The organism is Bacillus cereus, assembly GCF_002561295.1.
GTDB lineage: Bacteria > Bacillota > Bacilli > Bacillales > Bacillaceae_G > Bacillus_A > Bacillus_A cereus_S.
This window is the reverse complement of the sequence record NZ_NTUG01000021.1, coordinates 126,565-150,892: the sequence shown is the minus strand read 5'-3', so window position 1 is coordinate 150,892 and position 24,328 is coordinate 126,565. Positions and strand designations below refer to the sequence as shown.

Here is a 24,328-nt window from a genome sequence, read left to right as displayed (position 1 = left end):
CGTCGCGTTTCAGCGACTTTTATAATATAACACAGTATATTATTTTCGTCAACAAGTTTTTTTCGATAACTTGTATCTCTCATTTGCTGACTCTGCCTATTATATAGACTTTTATATATCTATGCAAGTATTATTCTAAAAAAAATAAAAGAGGGGAAATTCCCCTCTTTTATTCTTCCGAAGTCTCTTCATTTTCAACTTCATCTTCATCTTTTTGTGCTTTAGCTACCGTTGCTACTTCTTGTTCATTTTCTAAACGAATCAAGCGTACACCTTGCGTATTGCGCCCCATTTGAGAGATTTGGTCAACTGGCATACGGATAATAATACCCGCAGCTGTGATTAACATAATATCTTCTTCACCCGTTACAGATTTAACCGCTACTAACTTACCGTTCTTATCTGTAATGTTGCATGTTTTTAGACCTTTACCACCGCGACTTTGTAGGCGGTATTCCTCAATTGGTGTACGTTTTCCGTAACCATTCTTTGTTACAATTAAAACATTCATATCTTCTTCAACGATCTCCATACCTACAACTTGGTCCTCATCACCTAATGTAATAGCTTTTACACCCGCTGCATTACGTCCCATAGAACGTACATCTTGCTCATTGAAACGGATTAGCATACCGTTACTTGTTCCAACGATAATATCTTTATCACCAGATGTTAAGCGTACAGAGATTACTTCATCTTCTTCACGAAGAGAAATTGCAATTAGACCATTTGTACGTATATTTGCAAACGAAGAAAGAGGTGTTCTCTTAGAAATTCCATATTTCGTTGTAAAGAATAAGTATTGATCATCACCAAACTCACGAATTGGAATAATCGCATTGACCCACTCGCCTTTGTCTACTCCTAGTAAATTAATAATTGGTATACCTTTCGCTGTACGACTATACTCTGGAATTTCATATCCTTTCGTACGGTATACTTTACCCTTGTTTGTAAAGAATAAAATATGATCATGAGTAGACGTTGTCAATAATTGTTCAACAAAGTCATCATCATTCGTACCCATTCCTTGTACACCACGTCCTCCACGGTTCTGTGTTTTGTACGTAGAAGCTGGTAACCTTTTAATGTAACCATTATGAGTAAGTGTGATTGCGATATTTTGTTCTGGGATTAAATCTTCATCCTCGATAGATTCCATACCGCCAATTGTAATTTCTGTTCGTCTTTTATCATTAAAGCGTTCTTTTACCTCAGTTAATTCTTCACGAATAATTTCAAGAACTTTTTCTTCATCTGCTAAAATCGCTTTTAATTCCGCAATTAGCTTCATTAAATCTTGATATTCTTGTTCAATCTTTTCACGTTCTAATCCAGTTAAACGTTGCAGACGCATATCTAAAATCGCTTGCGCCTGTTTCTCACTTAAACCAAAACGTTCCATTAAACCCTGTCTTGCGATATCAGCAGTTTTTGAACTACGAATTAAAGTAATAACTTCATCAAGATGATCTAACGCAATTCGTAATCCTTCTAAAATATGAGCACGTGCTTCCGCTTTCTCTAATTCATAAGCAGTACGTCTACGAATTACTACTTTTTGATGTTCTAAGTAATGGTATAAGTTTTGTTTCAGGTTTAATACTTGTGGTTCCCCATTTACAAGCGAAAGCATATTAATACCAAAGCTTGTTTGCAGTGCTGTATGTTTATATAAGTTATTTAATAGTACGTTAGCATTCGCATCCCTGCGTACCTCCATAACAATACGCATACCATTCCGATCTGATTCATCACGTAAATCTGTAATACCTTCAATTTTCTTATCGCGAACTAGTTCCGCAATTTTTTCAATTAATCGTGCTTTGTTAACTTGATAAGGTAATTCAGTCACAATAATAGTTTGTTTACCATTCGGCTTTTCTTCAATTTCAACCTTAGCACGAAGAATAATAGAACCGCGACCAGTTTCATAAGCTCTTCTGATTCCACTTCTCCCTAGGATCAGACCCGCTGTAGGGAAATCAGGTCCTGGGATACACTCCATTAATTCCGCAATAGTAATGTCAGGATTATGGCTCAGTGCCAATACCCCATCAATCACTTCCCCAAGTTGATGGGGTGGAATATTTGTTGCCATACCAACTGCGATACCTGTCGTCCCATTTACTAATAAGTTAGGGAAACGCGCTGGTAATACAATTGGTTCTCTTTCAGATCCATCATAGTTATCCTGATAGTCAATTGTATTCTTTGTAATATCACGTATTAATTCCATGGAGATTTTGGACATTCTTGCTTCTGTATAACGCATTGCTGCCGCCGAATCCCCATCAACAGAACCAAAGTTACCGTGTCCATCAACAAGCATATAACGTTGACTAAAATCTTGTGCCATACGTACCATTGTCTCATAAACAGCTGAGTCACCGTGTGGGTGATACTTACCAATTACTTCACCCACAATACGCGCTGATTTTTTATACGCTTTATCAGCAGTAATCCCTAAATCATTCATTGCATATAAAACCCTGCGATGCACAGGCTTTAATCCATCACGAACATCTGGTAGTGCACGAGATACGATAACACTCATTGCGTAATCCAAAAATGAGGTACGCATTTCATGACTAATATTAATTTCTCGAATTCGTGCTTGTTGTTGATTATCTGACATCAACGAGCACCTCCTCTTACATTTCCGTTACACATACATTGATTTATATGTAGAAGACAGGAATACTTAGATTCCTGTCATTACTTACTTAAATATCAAGGTTTTTCACGTATTTTGCATTCTCTTGGATAAAATTACGACGCGGCTCTACTTTATCGCCCATTAAAATTTCAAATGTTTCATCTGCTTCAATTGCATCTTGCAGAGAGACTTGAAGTAATGAACGTACCTCTGGATCCATTGTTGTTTCCCATAACTGAGTTGGATTCATTTCCCCAAGACCTTTGTAGCGCTGAATCCCTGGTTTCGGCTGAGCTGGCAACTCTGATAGTATCTTTTCAAGCTCTTTATCATTATAAGCGTATTGTATTTTTTTACCCTGTTGTACTTTAAACAACGGCGGTTGTGCGATATAGATATAGCCGTACTCAATAATTTGACGCATATAACGATAGAAGAACGTTAATAATAGAGTACGAATATGCGCACCATCAACGTCGGCATCAGTCATAATAATAACCTTATGATAGCGTGCTTTTTCAATATCAAAATCTCCGCCAATGTTTGTACCAATGGCCGTAATAATTGTACGCACTTCATCATTAGATAAAATCTTATCTAATCGTGCCTTTTCAACGTTAATAATTTTACCCTTAAGCGGTAAAATCGCTTGGAAGTGGCGATCACGTCCTTGTTTCGCAGAACCTCCCGCAGAGTCACCCTCTACGATATAAATTTCACTAATTGCTGGATCCTTAGAAGAACAATCAGCTAATTTCCCTGGCAAACTCGATACTTCTAATGCACTTTTTCGGCGCGTTAATTCACGAGCCTTTTTCGCTGCTACACGCGCGCGTGCTGCCATCGTTCCTTTTTCTACAATTTTACGAGCAACATTCGGGTTCTCAAGTAAAAATTTCTCAAACGCTTCTGAGAAGACAGACTCTGTAATCGTTCTCGCTTCGCTATTTCCAAGCTTAGTCTTTGTCTGCCCTTCAAACTGTGGATTTGGATGCTTAATTGAAACAATCGCCGTTAAACCTTCACGGACATCCTCACCAGTTAAGTTACTGTCAGCGTCTTTTAAAATATTATTTTTCCGACCATAATCATTAATTACACGTGTTAAAGCAGTTTTAAAACCAACCTCATGTGTACCGCCTTCATACGTATGGATGTTATTTGTAAACGAATAAATATGATTTGTATAACCTTCGTTATATTGCAGAGAAACTTCAACTTGAATTCCATCTTTTGAACCTTCTACATATACAGGTTCTTCATGAATTGGTTGCTTTGAGCGGTTTAAATGCTCCACATAAGACTTAATTCCACCTTCATAGTGAAACTCTTTCTTTTGTTTATTTTCACGCTTATCTTCAATTGTTAATTTAATATTACGATTTAAAAATGCCAATTCACGCATACGAGTTGCTAATGTATCAAAATCGTATTCTGTCGTTTCTTTAAAAATTTCTGGATCTGGCTTAAATCGAGTTATTGTCCCAGTGTGGTCTGTATCACCGATTACTTTTAAATCCGCAACCGGGATGCCTCGTTCATACTTTTGATAATGAATTTTGCCTTCACGATGTACGAATACTTCTAACTCTGTTGATAGAGCATTTACAACCGATGCACCCACACCATGCAAACCACCGGAAACTTTATAACCGCCACCGCCAAATTTACCACCAGCATGAAGTACAGTCATAATAACCTCTACAGCAGGACGTCCCATTTTTTCCTGTATACCAACTGGAATACCACGACCGTTATCTGTTACACGAATGCTGTTATCTTCTTCAATAGCAACATTAATTTCATCACAGTATCCTGCTAACGCTTCGTCAATACTGTTATCTACAATTTCCCAAACAAGGTGATGAAGACCTTTTCCACTTGTAGAACCAATATACATACCCGGACGCTTTCGGACTGCTTCCAATCCTTCTAGCACCTGAATCTGACTTTCATCATATGCATTTTCCTGCATTTGTTTTTGTTCCATTGACACAAAGATCACCTACTTTTCTTTGAACAGAAACTACGTTCTGTCTATTTCACAATCTACCGTGCCGCTTTTTACATGAATTGTTTTCGCTTGCTTTAATGTTTCGTGTTCAATTCCGTCGACACTCGTCGTTGTCACAAATGTTTGCACTTTTCCTTGAATTGTATTTAACAGATGTGATTGACGATAATCATCTAATTCTGACAATACATCGTCTAATAAGAGGATCGGATATTCCTTAACCTCTGAATAAATCAATTCAATTTCAGCTAACTTTAGGGAAAGTGCGGTTGTTCGTTGTTGTCCTTGGGAACCAAAGACTTGAACGTTTTTACCATTAACGAAGAATTGTAAATCGTCACGATGAGGACCAATTAAAGTCGTACCACGGAAAATTTCACGTTGTTTCACAGATTGAAAACTTTCATAGTATACTTCTTTTATTTTCGACAAATCCATTGATTCTGATACATCTACGCTCGGTTTATAAACTATTTCTAGTTCCTCTAATCCTCTACTAATGCCACGATGGATTGGAGCAGCCCATTCTTGTAGTAAATGCAGAAACTCAAAACGTTTCCGCAAAATTTTCGCACCATGTTCAATGAGTTGGATTGTAAATACATCCAACATCGCTTCCTCATTTTTACTATTCCCTTGCATTTTCTTAAGCAAGTGATTTCGCTGCGTGAGCACTTTTTGATATTGGCTTAATTCATACAAATAAACAGGAGCTATTTGTCCAAGTTCCATATCTAAAAAGCGTCTTCGTACTTGAGGGCTTCCTTTTACAAGATTTAAATCTTCTGGGGCAAACATAACAACATTCATTTCGCCAATATATTGGCTTAACTTTTGTTGTTCTAGTTGATTTAATTTCGCCTTCTTCCCTTTTTTAGAAATATTTAATTCTAAAGACAGGGAACTATTTCGTTTTTGTAATCTACCTTTTATTTTACCATAATCCTCATCCCACCGGATGAGCTCACGATCGTTCGAAGTTCGATGAGACTTGGCCATCGCCAATACATAAATAGCTTCCATCAAATTCGTTTTCCCTTGAGCATTTTCACCAATAATTACATTCACTTTATCCTCAAAGGAAAGATCTAGATATTCATAATTGCGATAATTCTTTAATTGTAATTCTGTAATATACAAAGGGCTCCCCCTTTATGCTTGAACTTGAAATGTTCCGTTCCCCGGAATTTCAACAATATCATTTGCATATAACTTTCGGCCTCTTCTGTTTTCAAGTTCTTGATTAACATACACTTCGTATTCTTGTAAGAACCATTTAACAGCACCGCCTGTATCAATTATATCGGCTAACTTTAAGAATTGCCCTAGTGTAATGTACTCAGTTGAAATCTTAATACGTTTCATAAAATCGCTCACTTTCTGAAAGTGTTCATTCTTTCATTGTACTAAATAAACTAGCATTAGGAAAGTAATACCCATAAAAGTATATCTCCAAAAGGAGGATAAATAGAGCGGAGCAGTTCAAGGCGCGAAAGCCAAGGGATACGGATTGTAGGTGAAACTACATAAGTACCGAACTGATGACCAAAGCGAAAAAATGCAGCAGCTCTATTTACCGGACTTTTTGAACATCCTCTAAAATCAAATAAGGGCCACTAGCATGTCTTAACTAGCAACCCTCAACTCTTACTTAGTAAGTACGGACTGGTAAAATTAATTGGATGATAGAATCATCATTTACTGTACGAATCAAGAATGGTCTCATCGCTCCAGTAAAGCTAATTTTAATTTCTGTACTATCTAATGCTTTTAATGCATCCATCATATATTTTGCACTAAAGGAGATTTTTAATTCTTCCCCTTCGATTTTTTCACATTGAACTTCCTCTACTACTTTCCCGATTTCTGGTGAATTCGAAGAAAGCTCTAACATCTGCTCTTCTAACGTCGATAACTTCACGACATTATTGCGACCATCTCTCGCTAGTAAAGAAGCACGATCAATCGCTTGTAAAAACTCTTTTGTATTTACAAATATATCAGTTTTACTTTCTGCTGGAATTAAACGTGTTGTATCTGGATAATTTCCTTCTAACAATCTTGAGAAGAATAATAAATGTTTCGTACGGAATAATACTTGATACTCCGTAATAACGATATCTACCATTTCCTCAGACTCATCTAGAATTTTGCTTAATTCATTTAAACTTTTACCAGGGATAACAACATTCGCTTGAAATTCATTAGAAATTGTATGACTTTCAATTTTCGCCTTACGAAGTGCTAATCGGTGACTATCTGTTGCAATACAAGTCAATTCGCTGTTATATACTTTCCAGTTTACACCTGTCAAGATCGGACGAGTTTCTGAAGTTGAAACGGCAAATACTGTTTGACGAATCATATGTTTGAGTAGATCTGTTGGGATCTGAAATACATGATGTTCTTCAATTTGTGGTAACAGTGGATATTCAGCAGAATCCAAACCATTTAAATTAAACTCTGATTTTCCTGATTTTATTTTTGTCATAAAATGATTTTCTACAGAAATTTCCACTGTATCTTTTGGTAATTTTTTTACGATCTCACTGAAATATTTTGCTTGTAAAATAATACTCCCTGATTGTGCTATTTCAACAATTTCTTTCCCGTTTTCTTCAACTGGGATAAAAGATTCAATTGAAATATCAGCGTCACTTCCTGTTAATGTAACACCTTCTTCAGTTGCTACAACTTTGATCCCTGTAAGAATTGGAATCGTTGTACGAGAGGAAACAGCTTTCATTACATCTTGTACACTTCTTACAAGGTAGTCTTTTTGAATTGTAAAACGCATAGAGAAAACCTCCGGCAAGTATAAGATTTTATTTATTTAATAAAGATAAAAAATAGTAGTAATAGTAGTAGGGCTTGTGGATATGTGGATAACCCCGTTTAGAGACGGAAAAACAGTCTATCCACATGTTGATAGACTGTGTGTAAAATAAGGAAAGTTATTCACACTATTCAGCTACTACTTTAAAATATCATTGATTTCTTCAACTTGTTTTTGAAGTTGTGTATCAGTTTTTAATAGCTTTGAAATTTTTTCATGGGCATGAATGACAGTTGTGTGATCACGTCCGCCAAATTCCTCACCAATTTTAGGTAAAGATGAATCCGTTAACTCACGAGATAGATACATTGCAATTTGGCGAGGGAATGCGACTGACTTCGTGCGTTTTTTTGCTTTGAAATCTTCTAATTTAACTTGAAAGACATCTCCAACAGCTTTTTGGATATCATAAATAGAAATAATCTTTGGTTTAGAATTTGGAATAATATCTTTTAGTGCTTCAGCAGCTAAGTCGGCGTTGATATCTTTATTTATTAGGGATGAATAAGCAACAACTCGAATAAGTGCACCCTCTAGTTCACGAATGTTTGAGTCAATTTGATTTGCAATATAGAGCATGACTTCATTTGGGATATCAAGACCTTCTGCCTTGGCCTTCTTCCGTAAAATTGCAATTCTAGTTTCTAGGTCTGGTGGCGTAATATCTGTAATAAGTCCCCACTCAAAACGAGAACGAAGTCGATCCTCTAATGTCGGAATTTCTTTTGGTGGTCTATCGCTTGAGATTACAATTTGCTTGCTTTCTTCATGAAGTGCATTAAATGTATGGAAGAACTCTTCTTGTGTTTGTTCTTTTCCAGCAAGGAATTGAATATCATCTATAAGTAAAACATCGACATTACGATATTTATTACGGAAATCAACAGCTTTGTTATCACGAATTGAGTTAATAAATTCATTTGTAAATTTTTCCGATGATAAATAAACCACTTTGGCATTCGGATTGTGTTCAATAACATAATGTCCAATTGCATGCATCAAGTGTGTTTTTCCAAGCCCGACGCCCCCGTAAATAAATAGCGGATTATATGCTTTTGCTGGTGCTTCAGCAACAGCTAATGAAGCTGCATGAGCGAAACGGTTCCCAGAGCCAATAACAAAGGTATCAAATGTATATTTTGGATTTAACATGCTCTGTGGTAAGTGAATTGACTCATCGTTTGTCTTATTTTTTTTAGCAGGAGGAAAGTCAATCTCCTCTTCAGTTTGACTTTGGGGAATAATAAAGCGAATTTCTAATTTTGCTCCTGTTAAATCATAAAGTGTTTCTGAAATGAGCTCTGAATAATGAGATTCTAGCCAGTCGCGAGCAAATTCATTTGGAGCTGTAATTGTTAATATATCTTTTTTTAAGGCATGTGCCTTAGTTGATTTTAACCACGTCTCATAACTGGGCTTACTCACCTTTTTTTCTAGTTCTTTCAAGGCGCTATTCCATAAATCAGAGATATTTTCCAAGGGTGTCCCTCCTTTACAAAGATGGTAAAAGAATAAGGTTGTGCAACGATTGTACAACCTTAAAAAATGATGAATGTATATTTATACGAAACGTATTTTAAAACCTAAAAACGTCGTTTGTATAAGAGATAGAGTTTTCGACAAAAAATACAAATGTGGAAAACTATTTACCCACATGTCATTAAAACTGTCCACATGTTATGCACAATTTGTGGATAAAATACAAATGTGGAAAACTTGTTCAAGGTGAAAACACAACTATAATATCAAAAAAAGGTAGCGATAGCAATGAATTTTAGAAAGTTATCCACAAAATCAATACCTTGTGGAATAAACTTGTCCACAATACGATATACTGTGTAAAAGCGAAAAAATAATTTGTGGATATAAAAAAACAAAAAACACATTATCCACAAAGGAATAAAGCAACTGTGAAAAAAATTGTGAATAGGTTTTAAATGAATATTTGATGAAAATTTGGAGAACCATTGACATTTTCCTAGTTGATTAACTATAATTTATAAGACTGTCTTTAACAGATATTCCTCAGGGAGGTGTCATATAATGAAAAGAACTTACCAACCAAATAAACGTAAGCGCAGCAAAGTACATGGTTTCCGCAGCCGTATGAGCACAGCGAACGGACGTAAAGTGCTAGCAGCTCGTCGTCGTAAAGGAAGAAAAGTATTATCTGCGTAGACCACTGATCGTTCAGTGGTCTTTTTTTCTAGTAATAATGAATTTCCGCTGATGAAATACAGGAGTGTCAATTGATATGAAGAAAAAGAATCGTATAAAGAAGAATGATGAATTTCAAGCTGTTTTTCAGAATGGAAAATCAAATGCGAATCGCCAGTTTGTGGTCTACCAGCTTGAAAAAGCAGAGCAACCATATTTTCGCATTGGTCTTTCTGTTAGTAAAAAGTTAGGGAATGCAGTAGTGCGTAATCGAATTAAGCGTATGATTCGTCAATCGATTACAGAATTAAAAGATGAGATAGATTCTGGAAAAGATTTTGTTATAATAGCAAGGAAGCCTTGTGCAGATATGACATATGAACAATTAAAGAAAAGCTTAATTCATGCCTTTAAGCGCTCAGGTATAAAAATTACAAACAAGTAGCGTAGGAAAAGGGAAATGAATTACACTATATACATACCGAAACAAGGAGGAGTAGGCTGTGAAAAAGAAGATAGGCTTACTAGCCATGGTTATTGCAGTAATGGCATTTACTGCGGGCTGTAGTGAAACGAATCTGCCGATTACATCGAAAAGCACAGGGATCTGGAATGAATATTTCGTATACCCGCTTTCTCAGTTAATCACGTATTTTGCAAAATTATTTGGTAGTAATTATGGTTTAGCGATTGTTGTTACGACTCTTATTATTCGTTTTGCATTATTACCATTAATGATTAAACAAACGAAGAGTACGAAAGCAATGCAAGCGTTGCAACCAGAAATGGTGAAATTAAAAGAGAAGTATAGCTCTAAAGATCAAGCAACACAACAAAAATTACAACAAGAAATGATGCAGTTATATCAAAAGAATGGTGTAAATCCATTAGCAGGTTGTTTGCCAATCTTCGTTCAAATGCCGATTTTATTCGCATTTTACCATGCGATTATGAGAACGGAAGAGATTAGTAAACATACATTCTTATGGTTTGATTTAGGACAGGCAGATCCGTACTATATCCTTCCGATTGTTGCTGCAATTACAACATTCATTCAACAAAAGCTTGCTATGGCAGGTACTGCTGGACAAAATCCACAAATGGCAATGATGATATGGCTTATGCCAATTATGATTTTAATCTTTGCAATTAACTTCCCAGCAGCATTATCACTATACTGGGTAGTTGGTAACATCTTTGGTATTGCTCAAATGTATATGATCAAAGGGCCTGACATTAAGGCTAGTAAGGCAGGAGGATCAGGCAAGTGAGTATAATTACTGCTAAAGGACAAACAGTCGAGCTGGCAGTACAGGATGCTTTAAGCCAATTAAAAGTTTCAAGGGACCAAGTAGATGTGAATGTGATTGATGAGGGTAAGAGGGGATTCTTAGGTCTTATCGGGAATCGTCCAGCTATCGTGGAAGTTGTAGTGAAGAAAGATCCTATCCAAGAAGCAGAGCAATACTTACAAAGTGTTGTTCAGGAAATGGGTGTGGATGTGATGATTACGAAAAAAGTAAAGGGTCGAGAAATCGAATTTATACTTTCTGGCAAAGATGTAGGGATATTGATCGGAAAAAGAGGACATACATTAAATTCTTTACAATATTTAACAAAACTTGTTGCGAATCGTAGTACAAAGCAATATATCGGTATCACAATTGATGCTGAAAACTATCGTAGTAAGCGAAAAGATACGTTAGAATCGCTTTCTTATCGATTAGCAAAACAAGTAACGGTAACGAAAAAAAATGTTGTATTAGAGCCTATGCCTTCTTTTGAAAGAAAAATTATCCATCAAGCATTATCTAATCATCCAAATGTAATTACAACTTCTGCAGGTAAAGAACCACACAGACATGTTGTAATATCTTCCAAATAACCGGTTGCTCGTATGAGCGCCGGTTTTTTTCTTGCTAGTGTATGAAAAAACGTTGTGGATAACTGAAAACACTAAACTTATCCACTGTGAATAAGTTTAGTGTTTTTTACATGAGGACATAATAAAATGAGTTATTATTCTTTTGCAGATAGGTTCGTTATGGTATCCTAATAGTTTAGTGAAGGTAAAAATCATGTTGAAATAGATAGAAATAAGCAAGTGAGGTGAAAGGACATGGATTTTGATACAATTGCTGCAATTTCCACGGCACTCGGGGAAGGGGCAATTGCCATTGTTCGAGTAAGTGGAGAGGATGCGATTGAAAAGGTCAATCGCATTTTTAAAGGGAAAGATTTAACGACAGTTTCTTCTCATACGATTCACTACGGGCATATTGTTGATTTAGATACAGATCAAGTTATTGAAGAGGTAATGGTGTCAATTATGCGAGCGCCAAAGACATTTACGCGTGAAAATATTGTAGAAATCAATTGTCACGGTGGTCTTGTCTCTGTAAATAAAGTATTACAACTTATTTTGGCTCAAGGAGTACGTTTGGCAGAGCCTGGTGAATTTACAAAGCGTGCATTTTTAAATGGGCGTATTGACTTATCACAAGCAGAAGCTGTAATGGATTTGATTCGTGCGAAAACGGATCGAGCAATGAGTGTAGCAATTAATCAGATGGAAGGGCGATTATCCAATTTAATTGGTCGACTTCGTCAAGAAATTTTAGAAACATTAGCTCACGTAGAAGTAAATATAGATTATCCAGAATACGATGATGTCGAAGAAATGACGCACAATATTTTAATTGAAAAAGCGACATATGTTCGTGGCGAAATTAAAAAAATATTGGAGACATCTAAGCAAGGGAAAATTTTGCGAGAAGGAATTGCTACAGCAATTATCGGAAGACCTAACGTAGGGAAATCTTCGTTATTAAATAGCCTCGTTCAAGAGAAAAAGGCTATTGTAACGGATATAGCAGGAACAACGCGTGATGTAATTGAAGAGTATGTCAATGTACGTGGTGTACCCCTTAAACTCATTGATACTGCTGGAATACGTGAAACAGAAGATGTAGTTGAACGAATTGGTGTAGAGCGCTCAAAAGAGATGATGGGGCAAGCTGATTTAGTTCTAATTGTAGTAAATTATAGTGAAGCGTTAACGATTGAAGATGAAGAGTTATTCCGTGCGGTACAAGGAAAAGACTTCATTGTCATTGTAAACAAAACAGATTTACCAAAGCAAATTGATATGGAGCGCGTTACAAAATTAGCAGGTGACAATCGCATCATTACAACATCGCTTATTGAAGAAAAAGGTGTAGATGAGTTAGAGAAGGCGATCGCAGACTTATTCTTTGAAGGCGCAATTGAATCAGCTGATATGACGTATGTTTCTAACGCAAGACATATTGGTTTATTAACGCAAGCAGAAAAAACAATTGGAGACGCTATTGAGGCAATAGAGAATGGGGTTCCAATTGATATGGTTCAAATTGATCTAACAAGAACGTGGGAAATACTTGGTGAAATTACGGGTGATACTGTCCATGAAAGCCTAATTGATCAATTGTTTTCTCAATTTTGTTTAGGGAAATAACAAATAGGTATTTAGAAGGATAGATGATCTTAGGAGGAATAAATAATGGGATACAATGCCGGTTCTTACGATGTCATAGTAATCGGTGCAGGTCATGCAGGATGTGAAGCTGGTCTTGCAGCAGCACGAATGGGCTCCAAAACATTAATGTTGACAATTAATTTAGATATGGTTGCTTTTATGCCATGTAACCCTTCTGTTGGTGGACCAGCGAAAGGGATTGTTGTACGTGAAATAGATGCATTAGGCGGCGAAATGGGACGTAATATTGATAAAACACACATCCAAATGCGTATGTTGAATACAGGGAAAGGTCCAGCTGTACGTGCTCTTCGTGCACAAGCGGATAAATTTTCATACCAACATGAATTAAAGAAAACGATTGAAGAAACACCAAACTTAACGTTATGTCAAGGAATGGTAGAACGTCTAATTGTTGAGGATGATGTATGTAGAGGTGTAATTACACAATCTGGAGCTGAATATACAGCGAAAACAGTTGTAATTACAACTGGTACATTCTTACGTGGTGAGATTATCATGGGCGATTTAAAATACTCAAGTGGTCCAAATAATCAGCAACCGTCTATCACATTATCGGAGCATTTAGAAGAACTTGGCTTGGAACTTGTTCGTTTTAAAACAGGTACACCACCCCGAGTAAATAGTAGTACGATTGATTATAGCAAAACAGAAATTCAACCAGGTGATGATAAACCTCGTGCTTTCTCTTTTGAAACAACAAAATTTATTATGGATCAAATTCCATGCTGGCTAACATATACGAGTGAAGAAACACACCGTTTAATTGATCGAAATTTACATCGTTCTGCTATGTATTCTGGTATGATTAAAGGAACAGGTCCTCGTTACTGTCCTTCGATTGAAGATAAAGTGGTTAGGTTTAATGATAAACCACGTCATCAAATTTTCTTAGAACCAGAAGGACGTAATACACAGGAAGTATATGTACAAGGCTTATCAACAAGTTTACCGGAAGATGTTCAGCGTGAAATGCTTAAGACAATTCCTGGTTTAGAGAATGTTGAAATGATGCGTACAGGTTATGCAATTGAATATGATGCAATTGTGCCAACGCAGTTATGGCCGACACTTGAGACGAAAAAAATTAAAAATTTATATACAGCAGGTCAAATTAACGGTACATCCGGTTATGAAGAAGCGGCAGGCCAAGGAATTATGGCTGGAATTAACGCTGCATGCCGTTCATTAGGAAAGAAAGAAGTAATCTTAGGTCGTTCAGATGCTTATATTGGTGTTTTAATTGATGATCTTGTAACAAAAGGGACAAATGAACCATATCGCCTTTTAACATCTCGTGCAGAATATCGTCTGTTATTGCGTCATGATAATGCAGATCTTCGTTTAACAGAGATTGGTCATGAAATTGGTTTAATCCCTGATGAACGCTATGAACGTTTTACAATGAAAAAAGAAACGGTTGAGCAAGAAAAGGCACGTTTAGAAGGTCTTATTATTAAACCGCGTCCTGAGGTTCAGGAATTGATTCGTAGTATTGGTGGCAGTGAGTTGAAAGATGGTATACGAGCAAGCGATTTGCTACGTCGTACAGAAGTGACATATGAACATATTCGTCTTCTTGTGCCAAGTGAAGTGGAAATTAACGATGAAATTGCAGAGCAAGTTGAGATCCAAGTGAAGTATGAAGGATATATTGAAAAGTCTTTACAACAAGTGGATCGAATGAAAAAGATGGAGAACAAAAAGATTCCTGTAGATATTGATTATGACGCGATTTCTGGAATCGCTTCTGAAGCGAGACAAAAATTAAAAGATGTTCGTCCTCTGTCTATGGGGCAAGCGTCCCGTATTTCTGGAGTAAATCCAGCTGATATTTCCATTTTACTTGTGTATATCGAACAAGGAAAAATTGCGCGAGTATCGAACCAATAAATAAGTAAGGAGATATGGCAAGATGAACATAGAACAATTTCAATCTATGCTAGGAGAAAGAGGAATTACTCTTTCCCCTAGGCAATTAGAGCAATTTGAAATCTATTTTGAAACATTAGTGGAATGGAATGAAAAAATGAATTTAACAGCTATTACAGAGAAAGAGGAAGTGTATTTAAAACACTTTTTCGACTCGATTACAGCTGCTTTTTATTATGATTTTTCAAAACCATTTTCTATTTGTGATGTCGGTGCAGGAGCAGGATTTCCAAGCATTCCATTAAAAATTTGTTTCCCACATTTAAAAATAACAATTGTGGATTCACTGCAAAAACGTATTAACTTTTTAAATCATTTAGCACAAAAATTAGAATTAAGTGATGTTGCATTTTGCCATGATCGTGCTGAAACATTTGGAAAAAAAGACGGTGTACGTGAGTCGTTTGATATCGTAATGGCACGCGCGGTAGCACGTCTTTCTGTACTAAGCGAACTATGTTTACCACTTGTAAAAGTAGGTGGGACATTTATTGCAATGAAAGGTGCAGCTGCAAATGAAGAAATTGAAAATGGTAAGTATGCTTTAGAAGTGCTTGGCGGTGAGTTAAAAGAGATTTCTACTTTCCAATTACCATTTGAAGACAGTGAACGTAATATTTTATCAATCTCGAAAAAACGAAAAACACCAAAGAAATATCCGCGTAAGCCAGGAACACCCAATAAATTACCTATTGAAAAATAAATCTTATTAGACGTAAGATTAAATTATATAAATGAAAACGTAAATGTTTCATAGGAAACATTTTTATGTAGGACATTCAATAGGCCCAAAGGTGGTGGAATATGTATGAAAAGTACGTTTTCTCGTTTATTTGGCTTTGGAGATAAAGAGAGCGAATTTCGATTACAAGACGAAAGCCATGAAGAAATAGATAAAAAAATATATGAGGAAATACAAGAAATCCCGATAGCAAATATCGTCCCAAACCGTTATCAACCACGTACAGTTTTTGATGATGCACGTATTGATGAACTTGCTTTAACGATTCGTACGCATGGACTTATTCAGCCGATTGTTATAAGACAATATGAAGAAGATAAGTATGAAATTATTGCCGGGGAAAGGCGTTTTCGTGCTGCAACAAAATTAGGTTGGGAAAAGGTTCCAGCTATTATTAAAAACTTAAATGATACGGAAACGGCTTCTGTCGCTTTAATTGAGAACTTACAACGTGAAGAGTTAACAGCAATTGAAGAAGCTGTTGCTTATCAAAAGCTAATTGAGTTACATAATTTAACACAAGAGGCGTTAGCACAGAGGCTCGGAAAAGGACAATCGACAATTGCAAATAAGTTGCGATTATTAAAGTTGCCTGAGGAAATCAAACAAGCATTGTTAGAAAAGAGTATTACAGAACGTCATGCCCGTGCTCTCATTCCCTTAAAAAATGAAGAATTACAGTTGAGGGTTTTGCAAGAAGTTACAGAAAAGCAATTAAATGTAAAACAGACTGAGGAACGTATTGCTAAGCTATTGGAAGAAGTAAAACCAAAGCGTAAGGCAAAACAAAAAGCAGTAAGTCGTGATATGAGAATTGCGATGAATACAATTAGACAATCATTAGAAATGGTTGCTAATAGTGGTTTGAATGTGAATTCCGAAGAAGAAGAATTTGATGAATACTATCAGATTACAATTAAGATTCCTAAAAAAAAATAATGTCTTATGTAATAGAGATCTTATCCTATAAGGAGAGGTCTCTTTCCTATATTTTTCTTTTTAAAATGAAGAAGGAGTTTTAGAATAAATTTTGAAGTTTAATAGGGATGCAAAAGAAAAGTTTTTATTTCATGTTACAATAAACATAATTATTTTTAGAATAAGATAGAAAGGTTGAAAGTAGGTGACATCATGGGAAAAATCATTGCTATTGCTAATCAAAAAGGCGGCGTAGGGAAAACAACAACGTCTGTTAATCTAGGAGCTGGATTAGCACAGGTAGGGAAAAAAGTATTACTTATTGATATCGATGCTCAAGGGAATGCAACAACGGGTGTAGGAATTGAAAAATCAGAGTTAGATCAATGTATTTATAATGTTCTTGTGGAAGATGCAGAGGTCCAAGGAGTTATACAAAAAACCGCAACTGAAAACTTAGATGTTCTACCTGCTACAATTCAATTGGCAGGTGCTGAGATTGAACTGGTACCAACCATTTCCCGGGAAGTTCGTTTACAGAGAGCCCTGCAACCAATTCGTAATGAATATGATTATATTATTATTGATTGTCCCCCATCTTTAGGTTTATTAACAATTAATGCATTAACGGCAGCGGATTCTGTTATTATTCCTGTTCAGTGTGAATATTATGCATTAGAAGGATTGAGTCAATTACTGAATACAGTTCGATTGGTACAAAAGCATTTAAATAAAAATTTAGCAATTCAAGGTGTACTATTAACGATGTTAGATGCGCGTACAAATTTAGGGATTCAAGTTATAGATGAAGTGAAGAAATATTTCAGAGATAAAGTGTATCGTTCTATTATCCCACGCAATGTTCGTTTAAGTGAGGCGCCAAGTCATGGAAAACCGATTATGCAATATGATGCTAAATCAAGGGGTGCAGAAGTATATATAGATTTAGCGGAGGAAGTGATTGCTGGTGGCTAAAGGATTAGGAAGAGGAATTAATGCGTTCTTCCCAGATTTAGATGTAAAAGAGGAAGAGAAAATTCAAGAAATTGTACTAACGGAGTTAAGACCAAACCCCTATCAACCGCGAAAAAACTTTCAAAAAGAAGCAATTCAAGAATTGGCAGCATCCATTAAAGAACATGGCATTTTACAACCTTTAATCGTAAGAAAAAGTATTAAAGGATACGAAATTGTTGCTGGGGAACGAAGATATCGTGCTGCGAAGGAAGCTTGTCTTGAAAAAGTACCAGCTGTCGTTCGGGATTTAAATGAACAGCAAATGATGGAATTTGCTTTGTTAGAAAATCTACAACGTGAAGATTTAAATCCAATGGAAGAAGCTTTGGCATATCAAATGCTAATGGATGAGTTAAATGTTACGCAAGAGCAATTAGCAAAGCGCCTTGGAAAAAGTAGGCCATATATTGCTAATTATGTTCGTTTACTTACCCTTCCCTCCTTTGTTCAAGAAATGATTGCAGATGGAAAGTTATCTATGGCACATGGACGGACATTACTGACAATAAAAGACGAAGAACAATTAAAGTTGTTATTGAAGCGTATTGAAAAAGAGGGATTAAATGTTAGACAGTTAGAACAAATTGTTCAACAGATGAATCAGCGTGTTTCACGTGAAACAAAGAAAGTAAAACGAGAACGAAATATATTCTTTGAAGAACGTGAAACATTGTTAAGAGAGAAATTTGGAACAGGCGTAAAAATTAAGGGAACAAAGAAAGAAAAGGGGAAAATTGAAATAGAATTTTTCGATAAAGAAGATTTAAATCGTATTTTAGAATTATTATCTGGGGAAAACTGAAAAGCAAACCATCTTTTTATTTATAGATGGTTTGCTTTTTTTAATGCGGATAATTTTTGGTCTGTTTCTTTTATACTTTGAGCAATGACATCTGCCATTTTCATAACGAGACTTAATCTTGTATTTTGTAGGACGAAAAACTCCATAAAACCATTTAAATTTACGATACCATGTATGTGGAGTTCACCAACTGCTGGTAACTTTTTATTCATTGCTGCTCCAGGTTTACTAGGTCCTTCACCGACAGTTATGGAACCAATGCTTTGAGATTTTCCAAGACAAGCATCAATTGCAATAGTAAAAGAATCAGGAATAGAAGTTTGTATATTCTGAATATTATCTTCGAGATTTAGTGCGTGAATTGGCTCATCAAGTGTACCAAATACGTGGAAATTTTGAATGTTCATTTGTTCTAATTTAGATCCAACTAACGGTCCAAGCGCGTCGCCAGTTGAACGGTCTGTTCCGATACAAATTATACTGAGAGGTCTCATTTCATCGATGGGTATGTGTGAGAGGAGAAAATCACTAATTGTTGTACAAGCTTCTAAATCATGATGCATAACATTTTGAGATTCTTTTTCGAAAAAAGGCAAGCGGAAATTTCTTATATTCATGAATCATCCATCCTTTTGATAAATTTTATGATTCACTGTAAAGTTTTTAAGTATAGCTTGTATTTCAAATAGAAAATTATAAGTTTGTATCCCTCTATGTGAGAACAGTAATACTACTAAAATTTGATAGAGGCAAAAAGTTTTGCGGCTTATAATCAATAGGAGCGAGGAGTACTTTGCTTTGATTCAAGCGTCACTTTATGGAGCTAGAAATAATAGTACTAGTATATATATATTCGTTCCATTTTATACCTAGATCAAGGTAAAACAAACGTAAATAAGAGTATAAATTTTTTTCAGAAATAGTGAGAACTTCTGATACAATAAAGGGTGAATAAAAAAGAAAATTGTATTGGAGAGGTAGAATGGTATGGATGTATTAAATAAATGGTTTGATACATTAATGCAATATTTAATGGACTCAAATCGCTGGGAGTATATCGGGATTGTAACGTTAAAGATTTTAGTTATTTTAGTAGCAGGTATGATTGTAGTACGTATCGCAAGGGCGATTGTAAGGAAGGCTTTTCATATGGGAAGTCGTTCACCAATTCAAATCTCAGAGCGTCGTACGGTTACGGTAGCAAAATTACTTGAAAATATTGTAGCATACGTTGTTATATTCATTATGCTAGTTGCAATTTTGGGTGTATTTGGTATAAATGCAGCTGGATTACTAGCAGGGGCTGGGGTTATCGGTTTAGCAGTCGGTTTTGGTGCTCAAAGTTTAGTGAAAGATGTTATTACAGGGTTGTTTATTTTATTAGAAGATCAGTTTTCAGTAGGTGATTATGTTCGTATCGGTCAAGTTGAGGGTGTAGTTTTAGAAATTGGATTGCGTACAACTAAGATAAAAAGTTGGACAGGAGAAATTCATATTTTACCTAATGGAAGTATTGTACAAGTGACGAACTTTTCTGTTAGTAATAGCGTTGCATTTGTCGATGTATCGATTTCCTATGATAGTGATATCGCACGTGCAGAGCAAATCATTGAAGAGTTATTAGAAGAATTACCAGCAAAATACGAGCAAATGGTAGAAACACCACAATTATTAGGTGTTCAAACACTTGGCGCATCTGAAGTTGTCCTCCGAGTAATTGCTGAAGTAGAACCAATGCAGCATGCTCCTACCGCAAGGGCACTTCGTAAGGAAATTAAAAATCGCCTTGATTTACACGGCATTGAGATTCCATATCCACATATGGTTTTATATAATCGTCAAGAGCTAGTGAATCAAAAAGCAAATTAATGATGAGGGGGAGTTTGAAGAGTGGAACAAAAGCAATATAACTTGTACGATGTTGTGGAGATGAAGAAGGCCCATCCGTGTGGTGCAAATCGTTGGAAAATTATTCGTATGGGAATGGATATCCGCATTAAGTGCGAGGGATGTGGCCATTCGGTAATGATTCCTCGAAGAGAGTTTGATCGTAAGGTGAAAAAAGTTCTTGTAAGGCACGAAGAATAGAGAAAAAGTAACAGTCTCCTTAGGTGGCTGTTACTTTTTTTGACTTTTAGGGAACTTGTCATTTTATTCGTTACTATCTATAATGATGGAAGATTGAGACATAGGAGTGAAAAATATGGGATTAACGGCTGGGATTGTTGGTTTACCAAACGTAGGGAAATCAACATTATTTAATGCAATTACACAAGCAGGAGCAGAATCTGCAAACTATCCATTCTGTACAATTGATCCGAACGTAGGGATTGTAGAGGTACCAGATGAACGCTTAAATAAATTAACAGAACTAGTTGAACCGAAAAAAACTGTTCCAACTGTATTCGAGTTTACTGATATTGCAGGTATCGTAAAGGGTGCAAGTAAAGGTGAAGGACTAGGAAACAAATTCTTATCTCATATTCGCCAAGTAGATGCGATTTGCCAAGTTGTTCGTTGTTTTGAAGATGAAAATATTACACACGTTTCAGGAAAAGTAGATCCGATTGATGATATTGAAACGATCAATTTAGAATTGATTTTAGCGGATTTAGAATCTGTAGATAAACGCATTGAACGTGTGGCAAAATTAGCGAGACAAAAAGATAAAGAAGCAGTATATGAGCACGAAATTTTAGTTCGTTTAAAAGAGGCATTCGAAGAGGGGAAACCAGCTCGTACTGTTGAATTTACAGACGAACAAATGAAGATTGTTAAAGGACTTCACCTATTGACAACAAAAGAAATGCTTTATGTAGCTAACGTAAGTGAAGATGATATTATGGATCCATCTGAAAACGAATATGTAAAGATGGTAAAAGAATTTGCAGCAAATGAAAATTCACAAGTAATTGTTGTTTGTGCAAAAATTGAATCGGAAATTGCTGAGCTAGATGAGGAAGAGAAAAAAGTATTCCTTGAAGAGTTAGGGATTGAAGAATCTGGTTTAGATCAGTTAATTCGTGCTGCATACGACTTATTAGGCCTAGCTACTTATTTCACAGCTGGTGTACAAGAAGTGCGTGCATGGACGTTCAAACAAGGCATGAAGGCACCTCAATGTGCTGGTGTTATTCATACGGACTTTGAACGTGGATTTATTCGTGCTGAAACAGTTTCATATAACGATTTAATGGAAAATGGTTCTATGACAGCTGCTAAAGAAGCAGGAAAAGTACGTCTAGAAGGAAAAGAGTACATCGTAAAAGATGGAGATGTTATGCACTTCCGTTTTAACGTGTAAATCAATATTTCCTAGGAAAAAATAGAGATATCAACTTGGTGAACCTATCATATGTTTGCCAAGTTTTTTATGTATTGGTTAGTTGATTCATCTAACTTACTATGATATAATCTAAACTCGTGAGTAATTACTATATAATTAATTGCTCCTTGCCCATTATGGGCCGTTTAGACCAAAAGGAGGTGAAAGTGTAATGAAAAAATACGAAATTATGTACATCATTCGTCCTGGCGTTGAAGAAGAAGCTCAAAAGGCTTTAGTTGAACGTTTCGCAGGTGTTTTAACAAACAATGGTGCAGAAATCATTAACACAAAAGAGTGGGGTAAGCGTCGTTTAGCTTACGAAATCAACGACTTACGTGAAGGTTTCTACATGATCTTAAACGTGAATTCTAACGCAGAAGCGATTAACGAATTCGACCGTTTAGCTAAGATCAACGAAGACATCCTTCGTCATATCGTTGTTAAAGAAGAAGAAAAATAATTAAGATATATAGGGAGAGTGGTTCGATTGATGAATCGTGTTATCCTCGTTGGTCGCTTAACTAAGGACCCTGACTTACGTTACACGCCTAATGGTGTTGCGGTAGCTACTTTTACGTTAGCTGTGAATCGCGCATTTGCGAATCAACAAGGTGAGCGTGAAGCTGACTTTATTAATTGTGTAATATGGCGTAAACAAGCAGAAAACGTGGCAAATTATTTGAAAAAAGGTAGCTTAGCAGGCGTAGATGGACGTCTTCAAACTCGTAATTACGATGGACAAGACGGTAAACGTGTATATGTAACAGAAGTTCTTGCGGAGAGCGTACAATTTTTAGAGCCGCGTAATGGCGGTGGGGAGCAACGCGGTTCGTTCAATCAGCAACCATCAGGAGCTGGTTACGGTAACCAAGGCTCTAACCCATTTGGTCAATCTGGTAATTCAGGTAACTCAGGTAACTCTGGATTTACAAAGAATGACGACCCGTTTTCAAATGTAGGTCAACCGATTGATATTTCGGACGACGATTTACCATTCTAATGGTATAGATCGGTTATTTCTAACAAAGAATGGAGGGAAATAGACATGGCAGGACGCAAAGGTGGACGTGCGAAACGTCGTAAGGTGTGTTTCTTCACTTCTAACGGCATCACTCGCATCGACTATAAAGATGTTGATTTATTAAAACGTTTCGTTTCTGAGCGAGGTAAAATTTTACCTCGTCGTGTAACAGGAACAAGCGCAAAATACCAACGCAAACTTACAGTTGCAATTAAACGTGCTCGTCAAATGGCACTTTTACCATATGTTGGTGAATAATAGCGTATGAAATGCACAGTAGAGTCTGACTCTACTGTGCATTTTGCTATGCTTTTCTTTTCAGAAAGAGAGGTAAATTATGAAACGTACAAGGCTTATTACTGAAGGAGCAGCTCTGTTAGCAGTATATGCAGTTTTACTTTTAACATTCTTATATGTACCTGTTATAAGTACAGTTGCAATATTTATATTGCCGTTGCCCTTTTTATTGTTTATGGTAAGATACCCGTTTTCTAGTACATGTATGTTTTTTGGAGCATCACTCCTGGTTACGATTATTGTTAGCTCACCACTTAGCCTGGTGAATACGTTCATGTCAGGTATAATAGGTATTTCTTTAGGATATATGTATAAGAAGAAAAAAGGACCCACGGAAATATTGTTGGTAGGAACGCTTGCGTATTTACTTAACTTTGTATTGATTTATGTTGTGAGTATACAATTTTTTAACATAGATTTTCTTAAGCAAATGCAAGATATGTTTAAACAAGGAATGGAACAAAGTGAACAAATAATGAAGGCAGCTGGTGCGCCGATTAACCAAGAACAAAAAGATTTGTTAGGACAATTTAGTGATATGCTTCGAACTCTTCTGCCGAGCTTGCTTGTAATGGCTTCGTTCATATCTTCTTGGATTACAGTATTGATAGCAGGTAATGTTTTAAAGAAATTGAAGTATACTATAGCGTCATGGCCGAAGTTTAAAGATATGCGATTACCTAAAAGTATTGTTTGGTATTATGTTATATTTATTCTGCTTTCAACATTTATGAAAGTCGAATCAGATTCATATGCACATGTCGCATTTTCTAATTTATATGCTATTTTTTCACTTCTGCTTGTGTTCCAAGGGTTTGCATTTATAACCTTTTTTGCGTATGCAAAAGGTCATACAAAAATGGTTCCTATTCTTAGTTTCATTGTATGTATGATAATCCCGATGTTATTTCCTCTCGTGACAATCTTAGGTATAATTGATTTAGGCTCTTCGTTACGTTCTAAAATACAACCAAAATAAGTGAGAATGAGGCATGAAATTGGTAGGATTCCCATTGTTACTTGTTTCGCACCGATATTTTGTAGGTAAGGTTGTACGCTCTTTACTA

General features: G+C 36.0%; 24 protein-coding genes. 17 read left to right on the top strand and 7 right to left on the bottom strand.

The window, feature by feature from the left end; all coding sequences use genetic code 11:
* Positions 1-169: 169 nt before the first annotated feature.
* The 6 genes from gyrA to dnaA form a co-directional block, all read right to left on the bottom strand.
* Positions 170-2,638 carry a DNA gyrase subunit A gene (gene gyrA / locus CN373_RS14730; protein ID WP_098359599.1) on the bottom strand — a complete coding sequence of 823 codons (2,469 nt, stop codon included), beginning with the start codon at positions 2,636-2,638 and terminating at the stop codon, positions 170-172.
* Between the two features lie 88 nt (positions 2,639-2,726).
* Entirely contained in the window at positions 2,727-4,649 is a 1,923-nt protein-coding gene (gene gyrB / locus CN373_RS14725) for a DNA topoisomerase (ATP-hydrolyzing) subunit B (protein ID WP_000435977.1), read from the bottom strand.
* A 36-nt stretch (positions 4,650-4,685) separates the two neighbouring features.
* Positions 4,686-5,813, bottom strand: coding sequence for a DNA replication/repair protein RecF (gene recF / locus CN373_RS14720; RefSeq protein WP_098359598.1), 1,128 nt, complete (start codon positions 5,811-5,813; stop codon positions 4,686-4,688).
* 12 nt (positions 5,814-5,825) lie between these two features.
* Positions 5,826-6,038 carry a S4 domain-containing protein YaaA gene (gene yaaA / locus CN373_RS14715; protein WP_000821363.1) on the bottom strand — a complete coding sequence of 71 codons (213 nt, stop codon included), beginning with the start codon at positions 6,036-6,038 and terminating at the stop codon, positions 5,826-5,828.
* Positions 6,039-6,324: 286 nt separating this feature from the next.
* Complete coding sequence (dnaN, locus tag CN373_RS14710) at positions 6,325-7,470, bottom strand: DNA polymerase III subunit beta (RefSeq protein WP_001212893.1); 1,146 nt, start codon at positions 7,468-7,470, stop codon at positions 6,325-6,327.
* Between the two features lie 177 nt (positions 7,471-7,647).
* Complete coding sequence (dnaA, locus tag CN373_RS14705; RefSeq protein ID WP_098359597.1) at positions 7,648-8,988, bottom strand: chromosomal replication initiator protein DnaA; 1,341 nt, start codon at positions 8,986-8,988, stop codon at positions 7,648-7,650.
* A 564-nt stretch (positions 8,989-9,552) separates the two neighbouring features.
* Between dnaA and rpmH the strand changes: the two genes are divergently transcribed.
* The 10 genes from rpmH to CN373_RS14655 all read left to right on the top strand — a co-directional run bounded on the left by rpmH (position 9,553) and on the right by CN373_RS14655 (position 18,615).
* Positions 9,553-9,687 (top strand): 50S ribosomal protein L34, encoded by a 135-nt coding sequence (gene rpmH / locus CN373_RS14700; protein ID WP_000831901.1) that lies wholly within the window; start codon positions 9,553-9,555, stop codon positions 9,685-9,687.
* A gap of 76 nt (positions 9,688-9,763) precedes the next feature.
* Positions 9,764-10,111, top strand: a complete 348-nt coding sequence (gene rnpA / locus CN373_RS14695; RefSeq protein WP_000728889.1) for a ribonuclease P protein component — start codon at positions 9,764-9,766, stop codon at positions 10,109-10,111.
* 58 nt (positions 10,112-10,169) lie between these two features.
* A complete protein-coding gene (gene spoIIIJ, locus CN373_RS14690) occupies positions 10,170-10,937 on the top strand; it encodes a YidC family membrane integrase SpoIIIJ (protein ID WP_000726763.1) in 768 nt (255 codons plus the stop codon).
* Positions 10,934-11,551, top strand: coding sequence for an RNA-binding cell elongation regulator Jag/EloR (gene jag, locus CN373_RS14685; protein WP_000022811.1), 618 nt, complete (start codon positions 10,934-10,936; stop codon positions 11,549-11,551). Before spoIIIJ ends, jag begins: the two co-directional genes overlap by 4 nt.
* Before the next feature lie 234 nt (positions 11,552-11,785).
* Positions 11,786-13,162: a tRNA uridine-5-carboxymethylaminomethyl(34) synthesis GTPase MnmE gene (gene mnmE, locus CN373_RS14680; protein WP_098359596.1), complete on the top strand. Its 1,377-nt coding sequence runs from the start codon at positions 11,786-11,788 to the stop codon at positions 13,160-13,162.
* A 45-nt stretch (positions 13,163-13,207) separates the two neighbouring features.
* Positions 13,208-15,097, top strand: a complete 1,890-nt coding sequence (gene mnmG / locus CN373_RS14675) for a tRNA uridine-5-carboxymethylaminomethyl(34) synthesis enzyme MnmG (protein WP_098359595.1) — start codon at positions 13,208-13,210, stop codon at positions 15,095-15,097.
* Positions 15,098-15,119: 22 nt separating this feature from the next.
* Positions 15,120-15,839 carry a 16S rRNA (guanine(527)-N(7))-methyltransferase RsmG gene (gene rsmG, locus CN373_RS14670; protein ID WP_001019634.1) on the top strand — a complete coding sequence of 240 codons (720 nt, stop codon included), beginning with the start codon at positions 15,120-15,122 and terminating at the stop codon, positions 15,837-15,839.
* Positions 15,840-15,944: 105 nt separating this feature from the next.
* The gene (gene noc / locus CN373_RS14665; protein ID WP_098359594.1) at positions 15,945-16,817 is read left to right on the top strand and encodes a nucleoid occlusion protein; all 873 of its coding nucleotides are present in this window, start codon (positions 15,945-15,947) and stop codon (positions 16,815-16,817) included.
* A 192-nt stretch (positions 16,818-17,009) separates the two neighbouring features.
* Positions 17,010-17,771 (top strand): sporulation initiation inhibitor protein Soj, encoded by a 762-nt coding sequence (soj, locus tag CN373_RS14660; RefSeq protein WP_000516112.1) that lies wholly within the window; start codon positions 17,010-17,012, stop codon positions 17,769-17,771.
* Positions 17,764-18,615 carry a ParB/RepB/Spo0J family partition protein gene (locus CN373_RS14655; RefSeq protein ID WP_001051811.1) on the top strand — a complete coding sequence of 284 codons (852 nt, stop codon included), beginning with the start codon at positions 17,764-17,766 and terminating at the stop codon, positions 18,613-18,615. Before soj ends, CN373_RS14655 begins: the two co-directional genes overlap by 8 nt.
* Positions 18,616-18,635: 20 nt before the next feature.
* Here CN373_RS14655 and yyaC read toward each other — a convergent pair whose 3' ends face one another.
* A complete protein-coding gene (gene yyaC / locus CN373_RS14650) occupies positions 18,636-19,232 on the bottom strand; it encodes a spore protease YyaC (RefSeq protein ID WP_001026251.1) in 597 nt (198 codons plus the stop codon).
* A 370-nt stretch (positions 19,233-19,602) separates the two neighbouring features.
* Between yyaC and CN373_RS14645 the strand changes: the two genes are divergently transcribed.
* From CN373_RS14645 to CN373_RS14615, 7 genes are all read left to right on the top strand, one after another.
* Entirely contained in the window at positions 19,603-20,484 is an 882-nt protein-coding gene (locus CN373_RS14645) for a mechanosensitive ion channel family protein (protein ID WP_000382823.1), read from the top strand.
* Positions 20,485-20,505: 21 nt separating this feature from the next.
* Entirely contained in the window at positions 20,506-20,703 is a 198-nt protein-coding gene (locus tag CN373_RS14640; protein WP_000436049.1) for a DUF951 domain-containing protein, read from the top strand.
* A 115-nt stretch (positions 20,704-20,818) separates the two neighbouring features.
* Positions 20,819-21,919 (top strand): redox-regulated ATPase YchF, encoded by a 1,101-nt coding sequence (ychF, locus tag CN373_RS14635; protein WP_000524655.1) that lies wholly within the window; start codon positions 20,819-20,821, stop codon positions 21,917-21,919.
* A 193-nt stretch (positions 21,920-22,112) separates the two neighbouring features.
* A complete protein-coding gene (gene rpsF / locus CN373_RS14630) occupies positions 22,113-22,403 on the top strand; it encodes a 30S ribosomal protein S6 (RefSeq protein ID WP_000759745.1) in 291 nt (96 codons plus the stop codon).
* A gap of 27 nt (positions 22,404-22,430) precedes the next feature.
* On the top strand, positions 22,431-22,943 hold the full coding sequence (ssb, locus tag CN373_RS14625) for a single-stranded DNA-binding protein (RefSeq protein ID WP_098359593.1): 513 nt from the start codon (positions 22,431-22,433) through the stop codon (positions 22,941-22,943).
* Between the two features lie 45 nt (positions 22,944-22,988).
* Positions 22,989-23,222 (top strand): 30S ribosomal protein S18, encoded by a 234-nt coding sequence (gene rpsR / locus CN373_RS14620; RefSeq protein ID WP_000918874.1) that lies wholly within the window; start codon positions 22,989-22,991, stop codon positions 23,220-23,222.
* A 79-nt stretch (positions 23,223-23,301) separates the two neighbouring features.
* Complete coding sequence (locus CN373_RS14615; protein ID WP_098359592.1) at positions 23,302-24,240, top strand: YybS family protein; 939 nt, start codon at positions 23,302-23,304, stop codon at positions 24,238-24,240.
* Positions 24,241-24,328: the final 88 nt, after the last annotated feature.